Origin of the sequence: Streptomyces sp. G-G2, assembly GCF_030063135.1 — a bacterium.
Lineage (GTDB): Bacteria > Actinomycetota > Actinomycetes > Streptomycetales > Streptomycetaceae > Streptomyces.
The window spans coordinates 155,337-170,290 of the sequence record NZ_JASISO010000006.1; the positions used below are offsets into that span (position 1 = coordinate 155,337).

General features: G+C 70.4%; 13 protein-coding genes, 1 tRNA gene and 1 riboswitch. Of the genes, 10 read left to right on the plus strand and 4 right to left on the minus strand.

Features of this window, described 5'->3' with window-relative positions:
- The first annotated feature begins 96 nt into the window (after nucleotides 1-96).
- Nucleotides 97-268, plus strand: a riboswitch (cyclic di-AMP (ydaO/yuaA leader).
- Nucleotides 269-270: 2 nt separating this feature from the next.
- The 7 genes from QMF80_RS07225 (at nucleotide 271) to QMF80_RS07255 (ending at nucleotide 8,002) form a co-directional block, all read left to right on the plus strand.
- Complete coding sequence (locus tag QMF80_RS07225) at nucleotides 271-981, plus strand: transglycosylase family protein (RefSeq protein ID WP_283450612.1); 711 nt, start codon at nucleotides 271-273, stop codon at nucleotides 979-981.
- Nucleotides 982-1,275: 294 nt separating this feature from the next.
- Nucleotides 1,276-2,562 carry a phosphopyruvate hydratase gene (eno, locus tag QMF80_RS07230; protein WP_283450613.1) on the plus strand — a complete coding sequence of 429 codons (1,287 nt, stop codon included), beginning with the start codon at nucleotides 1,276-1,278 and terminating at the stop codon, nucleotides 2,560-2,562.
- A gap of 112 nt (nucleotides 2,563-2,674) precedes the next feature.
- Entirely contained in the window at nucleotides 2,675-3,157 is a 483-nt protein-coding gene (locus QMF80_RS07235) for an FtsB family cell division protein (RefSeq protein ID WP_283450615.1), read from the plus strand.
- A gap of 41 nt (nucleotides 3,158-3,198) precedes the next feature.
- Nucleotides 3,199-3,744: a DUF501 domain-containing protein gene (locus QMF80_RS07240; RefSeq protein ID WP_283450617.1), complete on the plus strand. Its 546-nt coding sequence runs from the start codon at nucleotides 3,199-3,201 to the stop codon at nucleotides 3,742-3,744.
- Nucleotides 3,741-4,682: a Ppx/GppA phosphatase family protein gene (locus tag QMF80_RS07245; protein WP_283450618.1), complete on the plus strand. Its 942-nt coding sequence runs from the start codon at nucleotides 3,741-3,743 to the stop codon at nucleotides 4,680-4,682. The genes QMF80_RS07240 and QMF80_RS07245 overlap by 4 nt, the downstream gene beginning before the upstream one ends.
- Nucleotides 4,683-5,132: 450 nt before the next feature.
- The gene (locus QMF80_RS07250; RefSeq protein WP_283450619.1) at nucleotides 5,133-6,518 is read left to right on the plus strand and encodes an NAD(P)/FAD-dependent oxidoreductase; all 1,386 of its coding nucleotides are present in this window, start codon (nucleotides 5,133-5,135) and stop codon (nucleotides 6,516-6,518) included.
- Nucleotides 6,519-6,667: 149 nt separating this feature from the next.
- Entirely contained in the window at nucleotides 6,668-8,002 is a 1,335-nt protein-coding gene (locus tag QMF80_RS07255; protein ID WP_283450621.1) for a class I SAM-dependent methyltransferase, read from the plus strand.
- Nucleotides 8,003-8,185: 183 nt separating this feature from the next.
- Here QMF80_RS07255 and QMF80_RS07260 read toward each other — a convergent pair whose 3' ends face one another.
- Nucleotides 8,186-10,741, minus strand: a complete 2,556-nt coding sequence (locus QMF80_RS07260) for an ABC transporter permease (RefSeq protein ID WP_283450623.1) — start codon at nucleotides 10,739-10,741, stop codon at nucleotides 8,186-8,188.
- A gap of 72 nt (nucleotides 10,742-10,813) precedes the next feature.
- Nucleotides 10,814-11,578 (minus strand): ABC transporter ATP-binding protein, encoded by a 765-nt coding sequence (locus QMF80_RS07265; RefSeq protein WP_283450801.1) that lies wholly within the window; start codon nucleotides 11,576-11,578, stop codon nucleotides 10,814-10,816.
- A gap of 524 nt (nucleotides 11,579-12,102) precedes the next feature.
- Here QMF80_RS07265 and QMF80_RS07270 point away from each other — a divergent pair.
- A tRNA-Leu gene (locus QMF80_RS07270) sits at nucleotides 12,103-12,184 on the plus strand.
- 137 nt (nucleotides 12,185-12,321) lie between these two features.
- The gene (locus tag QMF80_RS07275) at nucleotides 12,322-13,170 is read left to right on the plus strand and encodes a Bax inhibitor-1/YccA family protein (RefSeq protein WP_283450625.1); all 849 of its coding nucleotides are present in this window, start codon (nucleotides 12,322-12,324) and stop codon (nucleotides 13,168-13,170) included.
- A gap of 103 nt (nucleotides 13,171-13,273) precedes the next feature.
- On the opposite strand, the gene QMF80_RS07280 is transcribed toward QMF80_RS07275, so the two are convergent.
- Nucleotides 13,274-13,504: a DUF4287 domain-containing protein gene (locus QMF80_RS07280; protein WP_283450627.1), complete on the minus strand. Its 231-nt coding sequence runs from the start codon at nucleotides 13,502-13,504 to the stop codon at nucleotides 13,274-13,276.
- A 100-nt stretch (nucleotides 13,505-13,604) separates the two neighbouring features.
- Between QMF80_RS07280 and QMF80_RS07285 the strand changes: the two genes are divergently transcribed.
- On the plus strand, nucleotides 13,605-13,958 hold the full coding sequence (locus QMF80_RS07285) for a hypothetical protein (RefSeq protein WP_283450629.1): 354 nt from the start codon (nucleotides 13,605-13,607) through the stop codon (nucleotides 13,956-13,958).
- On the opposite strand, the gene QMF80_RS07290 is transcribed toward QMF80_RS07285, so the two are convergent.
- Nucleotides 13,942-14,754: a hypothetical protein gene (locus QMF80_RS07290; protein ID WP_283450803.1), complete on the minus strand. Its 813-nt coding sequence runs from the start codon at nucleotides 14,752-14,754 to the stop codon at nucleotides 13,942-13,944. The two genes, QMF80_RS07285 and QMF80_RS07290, sit on opposite strands and share 17 nt — an antisense overlap.
- Between the last annotated feature and the right edge of the window lie 200 nt (nucleotides 14,755-14,954).

Genomic DNA, 14,954 nt, shown 5'->3' on the forward strand with positions numbered 1-14,954 from the left:
AACATCGGGGAAAGACCTGTCTACCTTCTGAATCGCTCGCCACCGCGGGCTCCTTCGACCGCATCGCCGAATCCTGCCGGCGGACGGAGGGAAGTCGTCGCGCAAGCGCCGAAGGCAGGAGCGGGGGAACCAAGTAAGTGCCGGAACCGGCCATTGAGAGATGGTCACGGAACCGGCTTGGGGTTAAGCCGCGCACCTCGGTGCGCGACCGGGCAACTCATCCGCCCGAACCCGACAGCTCACTTCGCAGGCGTCGGTGAGGAGAAAACCATGCTGCTTTCCGGCAAGGGCAAGCACCGCCGCGCCTCCAAGGCCACCCGTGTCGTCACCCTCGTCGGTGTCGCCGGTGTCGCCGTGGCGGCTCCGCTGATGACCGCGGGCGCCGCGAGCGCCGCGACCGCCTCCCAGTGGGACGCCGTCGCCGCCTGCGAGTCCGGCGGCAACTGGTCCATCAACACGGGCAACGGCTACTACGGCGGCGTCCAGTTCTCGTCCTCCACCTGGGCCGCCTACGGCGGCAAGGCGTACGCCGCGCAGGCGAACCAGGCCAGCAAGTCCCAGCAGATAGCCATCGCCGAGAAGGTCCTCAAGGGCCAGGGCAAGGGCGCGTGGCCGAGCTGTGGCGTGGGCCTGTCGAACTCCGCCTACAGCGGCGGTTCGACCGAGACCTCCAAGCCGCAGTCCAAGCCGGAGAAGAAGGTCGAGAAGAAGGCCGAGTCGAAGTCGGAGACCAAGCGCCCCGAGGCCCCGGTCACCCGCTCCGAGCGCGCCGAGACCCCGGCCCCGACCAAGACCGCTCCGAAGACCGAGGCCCCCAAGACGGGCAACGGCTCCTACGAGGTCGCGTCGGGCGACACCCTCGGCACCATCGCCCAGGCGCAGGGCGTCAAGGGCGGCTGGCAGCACCTGTTCGAGCTGAACAAGGACATCGTCCAGGACGCCGACATGATCTTCCCGGGTCAGAAGCTGAAGGTCAGCTGAACCTTCCGCGAACGGACCCGTTCGCGCACCGCTCGACCCCCACCGCTTGATCCCATCGCCCGGCGCGTCTCCCCCGACGCGCCGGGCGATGGTGTGTGCGCGGGGCGAACGGCATCCCGCAGGGGGCTCCTTCCGTCTTGCCGTATGTCCCGGAAGGGGGGTATTCAGACCCTTTTTCGTCCCACGGACCGGGTGGTCGGCTGGCCGAGTGCCCGGAGCCGGTTAGGCTCTAGGCGGCAAGGCCATCCCACGGCCTGACGCCACCGCACACCCAGCGTCACATCCCAGAAGGAGATGCTCGTGCCGTCCATCGACGTCGTCGTAGCCCGGGAAATCCTGGACTCCCGAGGCAATCCCACGGTCGAGGTCGAGGTTGGCCTCGACGACGGCAGCACCGGCCGTGCTGCTGTTCCGTCCGGCGCCTCCACCGGTGCCTTCGAGGCCATCGAGCTCCGTGACGGTGACCCCAACCGTTACATGGGCAAGGGCGTGGAGAAGGCCGTCCTCGCCGTCATCGAGCAGATCGGGCCGGAGCTCGTCGGCTACGACGCCACCGAGCAGCGCCTGATCGACCAGGCGATGTTCGACCTGGACGGCACCGACAACAAGGGTTCGCTCGGCGCCAACGCGATCCTCGGTGTCTCCCTGGCCGTGGCCCACGCCGCGTCCGAGGCCTCGGACCTCCCGCTCTTCCGCTACCTCGGCGGCCCGAACGCGCACCTGCTGCCCGTTCCGATGATGAACATCCTCAACGGCGGGTCGCACGCCGACTCCAACGTCGACATCCAGGAGTTCATGATCGCCCCGATCGGCGCGGAGTCCTTCTCCGAAGCCCTTCGCTGGGGTGCCGAGGTCTACCACACCCTCAAGAAGGTCCTGCACACCAAGGGCCTCTCCACGGGTCTGGGCGACGAGGGCGGCTTCGCGCCGAACCTGGAGTCCAACCGCGCCGCGCTCGACCTCATCGTCGAGGCCATCAAGCAGGCCGGTTACGTCCCGGGCAAGGACATCGCGCTCGCGCTCGACGTCGCCGCGTCCGAGTTCTACAAGGACGGCAAGTACGAGTTCGAGGGCCAGTCCCGCTCGGCCGCCGAGATGACCGAGTACTACGAGGAGCTCGTCTCCGCGTACCCGATGGTCTCCATCGAGGACCCGCTGTACGAGGACGACTGGGCGGGCTGGAAGGTCCTCACCGACAAGCTGGGCGCCAAGGTCCAGATCGTCGGCGACGACCTCTTCGTCACCAACCCGGAGCGCCTCGCCCGCGGCATCGAGGAGGGCTCGGCGAACGCCCTGCTCGTCAAGGTGAACCAGATCGGTTCGCTGACCGAGACCCTGGACGCCGTCGAGATGGCCCAGCGCAACGGCTTCAAGTGCATGATGTCGCACCGTTCCGGTGAGACCGAGGACGTCACCATCGCCGACCTCGCCGTCGCCGTGAACTGCGGTCAGATCAAGACCGGCGCCCCGGCCCGCTCGGACCGCGTCGCCAAGTACAACCAGCTGCTGCGCATCGAGGAGATCCTCGACGACGCCGCCGTGTACGCGGGCCGTTCCGCCTTCCCGCGTTTCAAGGGTTAATCCCCGCAGGGCCTGACAGCCTCCGTACGTCCCCGCGCTCGGTCCCGTACCGTGTGCGGGGACGTATTGCTGTGTGAGTGGACCGGTACGCGTACAGAGGGGAGGCGGGTCAATGGCCGGGAACCGGGATCGGTTCTCCACCTTCTCGACCGCGACCAGGCTCAAGCAGCTCGGTGAGCGGACCGCCGCCCACGTCTACCGCTCGCAGTCGCGCCGCCAGGTGCGCCGCAGCAGGCTGACCGGCCGGGCCGCGCTGCTCGTCCTCGTCCTCTGTACCCTGGTCGTCGCCCTCGCCTATCCGATGCGCCAGTACGTCTCCCAGCGCTCGGAGATCGCGGACCAGCAGCGGGCCGCCGACCGGGCGGGCAAGCGACTGGACGAACTCCGCGACGAGAAGGCCCGTTGGCAGGACCCGGCGTACGCGGAACAGCAGGCGCGCAAGCACCTGCACTACGTCCGACCGGGGGAGATCGGCTACACCATGGTCGACTCCGAGGCCGAGGAGCGCCGCCGCACCGCGACGGCGACCACCGACCGGCCCTGGTACTCGAACGTCTGGGACGGCGTCGACAAGGCCGACCGCCCCGCCGACTGACGTTCACCGACCGACCTCTGACTGAAAGACTTCCTCCAGGCATGCAGACGCCCCCGCCCCAGACCGAACGGACCGAGCCGACCGACGCGGACATCGCCGCGTTCGAGCAGCAGCTCGGCCGCCCGCCGCGCGGACTGCGCGCCATCGCGCACCGCTGCCCCTGCGGTCAGCCGGACGTGGTCGAGACCGCCCCGCGGCTGCCCGACGGGACGCCGTTCCCCACGCTGTACTACCTGACCTGCCCGCGGGCCGCCGGTGCCATCGGCACGCTGGAGGCCAACGGCGTGATGAGGGAGATGCAGGCCCGGCTCGCCACGGACCCGGAACTCGCCGCCGCCTACCGGGCCGCGCACGAGGACTACATCACCCGGCGCGACGCGATCGAGGTCCTGGAGAACTTCCCGAGCGCGGGCGGCATGCCCGACCGCGTGAAGTGCCTGCACGTGCTGGTGGGCCACTCGCTGGCCGCCGGACCGGGCGTGAACCCGTTCGGCGACGAGGCGCTCGCGATGCTCCCCGAGTGGTGGGCCAAGGGCGCCTGCGTCACCCCCTGCGCCACCCCGGCGCGGCAGGAGCCGGTCGCGTGACCCGGGTCGCGGGCATCGACTGCGGTACGAACTCCATCCGCCTGCTGGTCGCCGATTGCGACCCGGCGACCGGAGAGCTGATCGAGCTGGACCGGCGGATGGCCATCGTCCGCCTCGGCCAGGGCGTGGACCGGACCGGCAGGCTGGCCCCGGAGGCCCTGGAGCGCACCTTCGCGGCCTGCCGTGAGTACGCCGTCGTGATCAAGGAGCTGGGCGCCGAGCGGGTCCGCTTCGTGGCCACCTCCGCCTCGCGCGACGCGGAGAACCGGGACGAGTTCGTCCAGGGGGTCCTGGACATCCTGGGCGTCGAGCCCGAGGTGATCAGCGGGGACCAGGAGGCGGAGTTCTCCTTCAACGGCGCCACCAAGGAGCTGAAGGGCCGCGACGACCTGGCGAAGCCCTACCTCGTGGTGGACATCGGCGGCGGCTCGACCGAGTTCGTGGTCGGCGACGACCGGGTGCGCGCCGCGCGCTCGGTGGACGTGGGCTGCGTCCGGATGACCGAACGCCACCTGGTCGTGGACGGGGTCGTCACCGACCCGCCGACCGGGGCGCAGGTCGCGGCGATGAGGGCCGACATCGAGGCGGCCCTGGACCTGGCGGCCGGGACGGTGCCGCTGGGTGAGGCGCGCACCCTGGTGGGCCTGGCGGGCTCCGTGACCACGGTCGCGGGCATCGCGCTGGGCCTGGCGGAGTACGACTCGCAGGCGATCCACCACAGCCGGATCCCGTACGCCGCGGTCCGTGAGATCAGCGAGCGGATGCTGACGCAGACGCACGCGGAGCGCTCGGCGATCGGCGTCATGCACCCCGGCCGGGTCGACGTGATCGGCGCGGGCGCGCTGGTCCTGCTGGCCGTGATGGAGCGTACGGGCGCCACGGAGGTCGTCGTCTCCGAGCACGACATCCTCGACGGGATCTGCTGGTCGGCGGCCTGACCGGAGGACCCGCCGGGGGCCCTGCGGAGGGTCCCGGCCGGGTCCCGCCGGGGTCCCTGGAGGGCCAATGGAGGGCCGCCGGGGGGCTGAAAGACCCCTCGTCCACACGAGGTTCGTGAAGTTCTTCACAAGGAAAAGGCGCTCGACGGGCCAACCTGATGCCCTCTGGTGGACTTCTTGAGGACTTCAGCCTTGTTTCGTGGACATGTTCGTGTGATTCGAAGGCATCCGCACGTCCTGACCGTAGGTATCCACGAGAGGCGTGGTCTACCCGGTCGATAGGCCGTCGGGCCAGTTCAGGGCGGGTGAACAACGTCCGCCGTCATGCGGTGGTTCCCCCCGCGCACCATGACCTCGGTCACGTGAGCCGCGCAGTGTAACAGAGGGGTGCATGCTGCTTGTGAAGGGGCTCACGAGCGCCCCCCCTTCAGGTGCTGGATACTCGTTCTCATGAGCACCACGGAGCGTCCCAGGATCCTCGTTGTAGGCGGTGGGTACGTAGGGCTGTACGCGGCCAAGCGCATTCTGAAGAAGATGCGCTACGGCGAGGCGACCGTCACGGTCGTCGACCCGCGCTCGTACATGACCTACCAGCCCTTCCTCCCCGAAGTGGCCGCAGGCAGCATCTCGCCTCGGCACGTCGTCGTACCACTGCGACGCGTGCTGCCCAAGGCAGAGGTTCTCACCGGCCGGGTCACCAGCATCGACCAGGACCGCAAGGTCGCCGTCGTCACGCCGCTCGTCGGCGAGGCGTACGAGCTGCCCTTCGACTACCTGGTGGTCGCGCTCGGCGCCGTTTCCCGCACCTTCCCGATCCCCGGCCTGGCCGAACAGGGCATCGGTATGAAGGGCGTCGAAGAAGGCATCGGCCTGCGCAACCACGTCCTCGAGCAGCTCGACAAGGCCGAGTCCACGACGGACGAGGACGTCCGCCGCAAGGCCCTCACCTTCGTCTTCGTCGGCGGCGGCTTCGCCGGCGCGGAGACCATAGGCGAGGTCGAGGACATGGCCCGCGACGCCGCGAAGTACTACACCACCATCAAGCGCGAGGACATGCGCTTCATCCTGGTGGACGCGGCCGACAAGATCCTTCCCGAGGTCGGTCCCAAGCTCGGCACCTGGGGCAAGGAGCACCTCGAGTCGCGCGGCATCGAGATCTACCTGAACACCTCCATGGACTCCTGCGTGGACGGCCACGTCGTGCTGAAGAACGGCCTCGAGGTCGACTCCAGCACCCTGGTGTGGACCGCGGGCGTCAAGCCCAACCCGGTGCTGGCCCGCTACGGCCTGCCGCTGGGCCCGCGCGGCCACGTGGACGCCGGCGCAAACCTCCAGGTCACCGGCACCGACTACATCTGGGCCGCGGGCGACAACGCCCAGGTCCCGGACATGGCGGCCCGCAAGGCCGGCGTCGAGAACGCCTGGTGCCCGCCGAACGCCCAGCACGCGCTGCGCCAGTCCAAGGTCCTCGCGGACAACGTCATCTCGGGCATGCGGGGCTTCCCGCAGGGCGAGTACTCGCACGCCAACAAGGGTGCGGTGGCGGGCCTCGGCCTCCACAAGGGCGTCGCGATGATCGTCATGGGCAAGATGAAGATCAAGCTCAAGGGCCGTCTGGCCTGGTACATGCACCGCGGCTACCACGGCATGGCCATGCCGACCTGGAACCGCAAGATCCGCGTCTTCGCCGACTGGACCCTCGCGATGTTCCTCAAGCGCGAGGTCGTCTCCCTCGGTGCGCTGGAGACCCCGCGCGAGGAGTTCTACGAGGCGGCCAAGCCCGCCCCGGCTCCCGCCGCCGTGGCCGCTCCGGCCGAGAAGGCCAAGGCCTCCTGACCCGGGCCTGACCGGTAGTACCCCAGCACGACCCCGAAGGGGCCTCCCGCCATCCGTGGTGCGGGCGGCCCCTTCGGCGTGTCCGGCCGCTTACTCGCTGTACGGACTGGGTAGAGGCAAAGGTCGGAGCCCTACTGGAGGTGTGCGCCATGACCGACGCCGCGCCGCGGCTGGCCGTTCTCGCCGAGACCCTGCTGGGAGATCCCCTGCCCGTCAAGATCCGTGCCTGGGACGGCAGCGAGGCGGGCCCGCCCGCCGGTCCCACCCTGGTGATCCACCACCGGCGCGCCCTGCGCCGGATGCTGTGGCGGCCGGGGGAGGTGGGCCTGGCCCGGGCCTGGGTCGCCGGCGACATCAGCGTCGAGGGTGACCTGTACCAGCTGCTGGACCGGATCTCCGGGCTGCTCTGGCAACGCCCCGCCGTGCCGCCGCCGAGAGCCGGGTCGGCGCCTTCCGCGGCCGCCGCCGCGCTGGGGCTCGTACGCGATCCGGCCCGGCGCGGAGCACTGCGGGAGCTGGCGGCGCTCGCCGGTCCGCTGCCGCCGCCCGCGCCGCCCGGCGAGGAGGTGCCCCACCGCTCGGGACGCCGCCACACCAAGGTCCGGGACCGGCGGGCCATCAGCCACCACTACGACGTCGGCAACGACTTCTACGCCCTGGTGCTCGGGCCCTCCATGGTCTACTCCTGCGCCTACTGGAGCCCCGGCGGCACCCTGGAACAGGCCCAGCACGACAAGCTCGACCTGGTCTGCCGCAAGCTCGGTCTGCGCCCCGGGGACCGGCTCCTCGACGTGGGCTGCGGCTGGGGCTCCATGGCCCTGCACGCGGCCCGTGAGTACGGGGCGCAGGTCACCGGCATCACCCTCTCCCGCGAACAGGCCGTCTTCGCCCGCAAGCGGATCGCGGAGGAGGGCCTGGCCGACCGGGTGGAGATCCGGGTCCAGGACTACCGGGACGTCGCCGACGGCCCGTACGACGCCATCTCCTCCATCGGCATGGCCGAACACGTCGGCTCCGAGCGGTACGGGGAGTACGCCCGCGACCTCTACGCCCTGCTGCGCCCCGGCGGAAGGCTGCTGAACCACCAGATCGCGCGGCGCCCCGAAGCCGACGCGGCGGCGGAGGCGGCGTACCGGATCGACCCGTTCATCGACGCGTACGTCTTCCCCGACGGGGAGTTGTCCCCGATCGCCGCCACCGTGGCCGAGCTGGAGCGGGCCGGCTTCGAGGTCCGCGACGTCGAGGCGCTGCGCGAGCACTACGCGCTGACCCTGCGGGCCTGGGTCACCCGGCTGGAGGGGAACTGGGACGAGGCGGTCCGGCTGACCTCGCCCGGCCGGGCCCGGGTCTGGCTCCTGTACATGGCGGCGTCCGCCCTGGGCTTCGAGCAGAACCGGCTCGGCGTGAACCAGGTGCTGGCGGTGCGGATCCCCGCGAACGGGAGCGCGGGGCTGGCGCCGCGCACCCGGGAGTGGCTGGCCTAGTGCCGCGTCGGGCCATGTCTGCCCGTTGAGGAGCGGCGTCCGGTGCGGCGAGGGTGCGTGCGGGGCGTCGCGAGGGGCGAACGCCGCCTGACGCGGCGCCAGCCCGTGGGCCGTACGCCGAAGGGCCCCGCGACCGGGTGGTCGCGGGGCCCCTCGGCTCGGTCCCTGCCGGAGCCGGCCGGGCTACTCGGTCTTGATGGCGGTCAGCATGTTCAGCCGGGCCGCGCTGCGCGCGGGCCACATGGCGGCCAGGACGCCGACCACGGCGGCCAGCAGGAGGAAGATCCCGATCCGGTCCCAGGGCAGGACCAGCGCGTACCCGGGGATGGTGTCGGTGAGCGTGCTGCCGACCGCCCAGGCGAGGAAGACACCGATGCCGACGCCGAGGATCGCGCCGAAGAGCGAGATCACCACGGCCTCCAGGCGGATCATGTTCTTGACCCGGCCGCGGTCCAGGCCGATCGCCCGCAGCATCCCGATCTCCTGGGTCCGCTCGAAGACGGACATCGCGAGGGTGTTGACGACACCGAGCACCGAGATGATGAGCGCCATGCCGAGCAGGCCGTACATGATGTTCAGGGCGATGTTGATCATGCCGCCCAGTTCGTCGCGCATGTCCTGCTGGGTGGCGACGGTCATGGCCGGGTTCTTGCCGAGCGCCTCGACGACCTTCTTCTCGCCCGCCGCGGACGCGCCGCCGTCGGTGTTGACGTAGACGTAGCGGACGTACGGCGCTTCGGTGTGGGCGCTCAGCACCTTGTTGTCGATCAGGTACGAGGAGACCAGGCCCTCGGCGTCCTTGTAGACCGCGCCGACCTTGAGCGAGGCCTTCTGGCCGTCGTCGAACCGGGCGTCGAGGGTGGAGCCGACCGAGAGGTTCCGCTGCTCGGCCTCCTTCTCGGCGACCGCGATCTCACCCGTGCCGAGGCCGTTCAGCGAACCGCTGACGGTCTCGATGCGGAGCACGTTCGCGAGGGTCGCCGAGTTGACGCCGGAAGCGCTGCGGAAGTCGTCCCCGACCCGGAAGGAGCCGTCCGCGACCGGGGTGACGTCCTTGATGCCGGGGGCCTTGGAGAGGGCCTCGGCCACGGACTTGTCCAGGCCGCCCGCACGCACGCCCTCGGACATGGAGACCCGGTAGTCGGCCTTGATCTTGTCCGTGCTCAGCCGGTCGATGGCCTTGCCCATGGTGATGCCGAGGACCGAGAGCGAGGTGACCAGGGTCAGGCCGATGGCCAGGGAGGCGGCGGTGACGGCGGTGCGGCGCGGGTTGCGCACGGCGTTCTGCGCGGCCAGCTTGCCGGGGACCCCGAAGACCTTCTCCAGCGGCGGCCGCAGGGCGCCGATGACCGGCCGGGACAGCAGCGGGAGCAGCACGATCAGGCCGAGGAGCAGGAAGAACGCGCCCCCGCCGATGCTCCAGCGGCCGTCGCCGCCGCCCTGGGAGACGCCGAGGAAGACGAGACCGAAGCCGAGGGCGCCGAGGATGCCTCCGAAGGTGTTGCGCAGCATCAGGGACTTGGAGGAGGCCGGGAGATGGGCGCTGCCCATGGCCGCGACCGGGGCGATCCGGCCGGTGCGCCAGGCGGGGAGCACCGCGGCGACCACGGTGACCACGACGCCGATGACCAGGGCCGCGACGATGGTGGCCGGGGCGATCACGAGGTCGCCGCCGGGCAGCTTGGCGTCGAAGGCGTTCATCGTGGAGCGCATGCCGATCGCCAGGCCGATGCCGGTGACCAGGCCGATGACGGCCGAGATCACGCCGATGACGAGGGCCTCGGCGAGCACGGAGCGCATGACCTGGCCGCGGGCGGCGCCGATGGCGCGCAGCAGGGCCAGTTCCCTGGTGCGCTGGCTGACCAGCATGGTGAAGGTGTTGTAGATCAGGAAGACGCCGACGAAGAGGGAGATGCCGGCGAAGGTCAGCAGCATGTTGCTCATGCCGCCGAGCTGCGTCTGGATGTCCTTGGCCTGCTGGTCGGCGAGCGCGGCGCCGGTCTGGGCGTGGGCGTTCTTGCCGAGGAGCGGCGTGATGTCGCTGAGCAGCTTGTCGGCCGAGGTGCCCGCCTTCGCGGCGACGGACAGCTCCTGGTAGAAGCCGGGCTTGAGGTACATCGCCTGCGCGGCGGGGGTGGTGAACAGTACGAGGCTGCCGCCCGCCTTGACCTCGCCGTCCTCGGTGGTGAAGACACCGCTGAGGGTGTACTCCTTCACCGGGCCGTTGGTGGCCACCCGGACCTTGTCGCCGACCCGGTACGCGCCCGCGGCCGCGGTCTCCTTGTCGAGGGCGATCTGGTCGGCCCCGGCCGGGCCGACGCCGTCGGTGAAGGTGGTGCGCGGGTCCTTGCCGTCCTTGCCGGGGGCGAAGTTGGAGCCCTTGTTCGACCAGCCCTGGCCGAGCAGCTTGCCGTTCTCGTCACCGACTCCGGCGAAGCCGGAGACCCGGCCCGCGACCGAGGCGACGCCCGCGGTCCCGCCGACCTTGTCGAGGGTCTGCTGGCTGATGCCGGGGTCGCCCTCCTTCTGGCCGTCGTCGTTGCGCGTCTGGCCGTAGGACTCGACGGAGACGGCGACGCCGTCGTAGCTCTTCGCGGCCTGGCCGCTCAGGGACTTCTTGAGGGTGTCGGTGAAGACGAGGGTGCCGGAGACGAACGCGACGCCGAGGGTGACGGCGAGCACCGTCATCAACAGCCTGGCCTTGTGCGCGAGGACGTTGCGCAGGGCGGTACGGAACATGGGTGTGTCAGTCCTGGTGCTGGAAGTCTGGGAGGTGGCTTCGGGAGGCCCGCCGGGGGGCCCGCGACCGGGTCAGCTCGTACGGCCCTTGGCGTCGAAGGCCTTCATGCGGTCCAGCACGCCGTCGGCGGAGGGGCTGACCATCTCGTCGACGATCCGGCCGTCGGCGAGGAAGATGACGCGGTCCGCGTAGGAGGCGGCGACCGGGTCGTGGGTGACCATGACGACGGTCTGGCCGAGTTCGCGGACGGAGTTGCGCAGGAAGCCGAGGACCTCGGCGCCCGAGCGGGAGTCCAGGTTTCCGGTCGGCTCGTCACCGAAGATGATCTCGGGGCGGCAGGCCAGGGCGCGGGCCACGGCCACGCGCTGCTGCTGGCCGCCGGAGAGTTGGGTGGGGCGGTGGCTCAGGCGGTCGGCGAGGCCGACCATGCTGATGACGGCGTCGAGCCACTGCTTGTCGGGCTTGCGGCCCGCGATGTCCATGGGGAGGGTGATGTTCTCCAGCGCCGTCAGCGTCGGCAGCAGGTTGAACGCCTGGAAGATGAAGCCGATCTTGTCCCGGCGGAGCTGGGTGAGCTGCTTGTCCTTGAGGCTGCCCAGCTCGGTCTCGCCGATCCGCACGGAGCCGCCGGAGAAGGTGTCCAGGCCCGCGACGCAGTGCATCAGCGTGGACTTGCCGGAACCGGAGGGGCCCATGATCGCGGTGAACTGGCCCTGGCCGAAGTCCACGGAGACGTTGTCGAGGGCGACCACCTGCGTCTCGCCCTGGCCGTACACCTTGGAGAGCTGAGTGGCGCGGGCGGCCACGGCCTGGGTGGTGTGCGGGGCGTAGTTCATGGTGGTCACGGGGGGCTCCTCCGAGGGGCGATCTGACGGACTGGCGGGACTTCTCCCATCCTCTCGGCGCGCACCCCCGCTCCGGATCAGCCGCCGAGCTTGTTCCTGGGGCCACCGGAGGCTGACCGCCGGACCGCCCGTGTCCTCCTCTGGTATGACAGTGCCCCTGACCCGAGGGCGGGGTGGCCGGGCCCGCGGGCGGCCGCCGGGCGGCCCCGCCAGGACCCCGCCGAGGCCCGGGCGGGATACGGGCGGCGCGAGGGCGGGGCGAGGGCGGGCGCCGGGGCGGGGTGGTCCGGGGTGGCGCGGGGGGTGGCGCGGGCCGTCGAAATCCCGTCATTCCCTCGGCGTGCGTGATCGTTGTCCGCAGGGCGGCGACCCCGTGTTCTTGGGTCTGACGACCCCTCAAGCGCCAATAAAATCAGACAACATCGGATAGAAGGCCATCCGGCCGCAAGGTCGTTCCGGGTTACGCTCGCCACTGCGCCCACGTGCTTTCCACGGGAGGCCGCACGGCACGACCTGCCCGGATGGTGGAATGCAGACACGGCGAGCTTAAACCTCGCTGGCCTTAGGGCCGTGCCGGTTCAAGTCCGGCTCCGGGCACTCCCGTCTCCGTCGTTTTCCTCTTATGCGCTTCGTCATGCCTTCTTCTAAGATCCTCCTTCAGCAGTAGGGTGATTTTTTTGCGAACGCATTACCCTTGACGCGTAGGCCGCGCAGCGTGGCCATGGAGGAGTGAAATGAGGAGCAGCAACCCGGTCTTCTCGCGACGGGGGTTCAGCCGCGACAACGGCGGCTACGCGGGCTTTGACGCGCAGCAGGCCGGGACCGCGACGAACCCGTACGCGACGAACCCGTACGCGACCGACCCGCAGAGCGGCATGCCCGTCGATCAGGCGGCCCACCGCAACGCGATGACGATCGACGACGTCGTGAGCCGTACGGCCATGACGCTCGGCACCGTCGTCGTGACGGCGGTCATCGCCTGGATCGCCCTTCCGGTCGACCCCGCGAACATCAACAAGTCGTACGGCATCGCCATCGGCGCCGCGCTCATCGCCTTCGTCCTGGCGATGGTGCAGTCGTTCAAGCGCAAGCCGGTCCCCGCGGTGATCCTGGCGTACGCCGCGTTCGAGGGCGTTTTCCTCGGCGTGATCAGCTCGGCCACCAGCACCTACATCGGCGACGGGGTGGTCGTCCAGGCCGTGCTCGGCACCATGTGCGTCTTCGCCGGTGTGCTGTTCGCGTACAAGATGCGCTGGATCCGCGTCACCCGCCGCTTCTACGGGTTCGTGATGGCCGCCGCGATGGGCTTCGTGCTCCTCATGGTCACCAACCTGCTGTTCTCGCTCTTCTCGGGCGGTGACGGCCTCGGCTTCCGCAGCGGCGGCCTCGGCATCCTCTTCGGTGTCATCGGCATCATCCTCGGCGCCTGCTTCCTCGCCCTCGACTTCAAGCAGGTCGAGGACGGCGTGCAGTACGGCGCTCCCCGCGAGGAGTCCTGGCTGGCGGCCTTCGGCCTCACCATGACCCTGGTGTGGATCTACCTGGAGATGCTGCGCCTGCTGTCGATCCTCAAGGGCGACTAGTACGTCCGCGGCACGACGCATGAAGGCCCCGCGAGCAGTGCTCGCGGGGCCTTCCCGCATGTCGGGGGCGTGCAGAAGTCGGGGACGAGGGGGAGGGGAGGGCTCAGCCGAATTTTCTGGCGGCCCGGCGCAGGTCGTACTCGTGGATGATCGCCTTTGCCTGGCCGTACGACAGCTCGTGCGCGCCGAGCAGCCAGCTGACCCGCTCCTCGAACCGGACGAGGGAGGGGCCCTCGTCGACGGTGCGGAGCCAGTCGGGGAGTTCACGACCGGTGGTCTGCGGAATTCTGGAGATCATGTTCCGGTGGGTGGGCTCGGAGAACTCTACTGACATGGGCGCCTCCGGAGGTATCGCCGTGCTGTTCTCTTCATGTCACCGTGCCTGACCGTTCGCCCGTTGGCAATGGTGCCCGGGCGGCGCGTAGGGTCGCCGGGTGCTTGATACGTCGCTCCTGACCGCCGTCGTGGAACGCTTCGCCGACCGGCTCCGTTCCGCTCCGCAGAGCCGCCTCCAGCGCGGCGCCGCCGCCGAGGCGCTGGAACTGGCCCGGGAGCTGTCCGTACGGGCGCAGCGCCTGGAGGGCCCGTCCGGCGGAGCCCCGCCGCGCGAGATGCCGGACGCCGGGATCTTCGTCGTCGGCGATCAGCTGGTCGTGGCCGGGCTGGACCTGGCCGAAGCGCTGCGCGCCGCCGGGGACGGGGCCCGGGACGGCGCGGAGGCCCCGTCCGAGGTGCTGGACGAGGCCGTACGGCTGGTGGAGCGGGCGGAAGTCAGAGCGATGCGATGACGCGGTCCGCGAGGATGTAGACGTTGTCGTCGGGATCGCCCGCGTCACCGCAGGAGAAGGTGAGCGCGTAGGCGCCGGAGATGCCCGAGCCGCCCAGCAGGACCGGCGCGGTGCCCGAACGCAGGGCCTCGGCGAGGCGCTCCGCGGTCTCCCGGTGCCCCGGGGTCATGCACAGCGTGGTGCCGTCGGTGAAGACGTACACGTCGAGGGTGCCCAGCGGCCCGGGGCGGACGTCCGCCAGGGCCGTACGGGCCTCCGCCAGCTCTTCCAGCCGGTTGACGGTGCGCTCGTGGTCGGCGCCGGGCGCGGACGCCTGGACCGGTACGAAGTCCGGGTGCGAGGGGTGGCGCCGACGGGCCGCGGCCAGCTCGGCGGAGTCCTCGGGGTACCCGTAGTCGTCGGTGTCCTCGCCCAGGACGGACTCCAGGCCCACCATGTCGGCCTGCCGGGGCAGGAAGACGGGTACGGCGTCCTCGCCGAGCCCGGGCAGACCGCCCAGCAGCGAAGGGGCGTCGGCGGCGTCACGGGCCTCCTGCGCGGCCCAGAAGGCGCGCGCCTCGGCGAGCTCGCGCTCGCGCTCCTCGGCCAGGGCCTCGGCGACGGCGGCGCGTATCTCCGCGGCGGGGGACTCGACGGCGCTGCGGGCGTGCGGCACGGTCGCGGCCCGGGGGTGAGCCGAAACGACCAGCTCACCGCGCAGGGCCGTGACCTGCTTGCGCAGGCCGTGGACGGCGTGCAGCGCAGCAGTGCCCACGGCCGTGGCAGCGGCCGTGGTCAGCAGCAGGGCAAGAGACATGGCGCTCACTGACTAACTCCTGATGTATTCGATCCCCCGACTTCCTACATCAGCTTGTCCCGCCCTGGGAATCCCTTGCAGTGCATTACGTCATGAATTGGACAGGTCTTTCGGCCCGCCGCCGTTCGGGTGATGCCCCCTGACCTGCGGAAATGCCAAACCCCCAGGACATAGGTCACATCCTGGGGGAGATTCGGTCA

Coding starts and splice junctions, on each gene's coding strand:
- QMF80_RS07290 (WP_283450803.1), bottom strand. CDS start 14,754: ATGTCTCTTGCCCTGCTGCTGACCACGGCCGCTGCCACGGCCGTGGGC.
- QMF80_RS07250 (WP_283450619.1), top strand. CDS start 5,133: ATGAGCACCACGGAGCGTCCCAGGATCCTCGTTGTAGGCGGTGGGTAC.
- QMF80_RS07280 (WP_283450627.1), bottom strand. CDS start 13,504: ATGTCAGTAGAGTTCTCCGAGCCCACCCACCGGAACATGATCTCCAGA.
- eno (WP_283450613.1), top strand. CDS start 1,276: ATGCTCGTGCCGTCCATCGACGTCGTCGTAGCCCGGGAAATCCTGGAC.
- QMF80_RS07265 (WP_283450801.1), bottom strand. CDS start 11,578: ATGAACTACGCCCCGCACACCACCCAGGCCGTGGCCGCCCGCGCCACT.
- QMF80_RS07260 (WP_283450623.1), bottom strand. CDS start 10,741: ATGTTCCGTACCGCCCTGCGCAACGTCCTCGCGCACAAGGCCAGGCTG.
- QMF80_RS07240 (WP_283450617.1), top strand. CDS start 3,199: ATGCAGACGCCCCCGCCCCAGACCGAACGGACCGAGCCGACCGACGCG.
- QMF80_RS07255 (WP_283450621.1), top strand. CDS start 6,668: ATGACCGACGCCGCGCCGCGGCTGGCCGTTCTCGCCGAGACCCTGCTG.
- QMF80_RS07275 (WP_283450625.1), top strand. CDS start 12,322: ATGAGGAGCAGCAACCCGGTCTTCTCGCGACGGGGGTTCAGCCGCGAC.
- QMF80_RS07225 (WP_283450612.1), top strand. CDS start 271: ATGCTGCTTTCCGGCAAGGGCAAGCACCGCCGCGCCTCCAAGGCCACC.
- QMF80_RS07235 (WP_283450615.1), top strand. CDS start 2,675: ATGGCCGGGAACCGGGATCGGTTCTCCACCTTCTCGACCGCGACCAGG.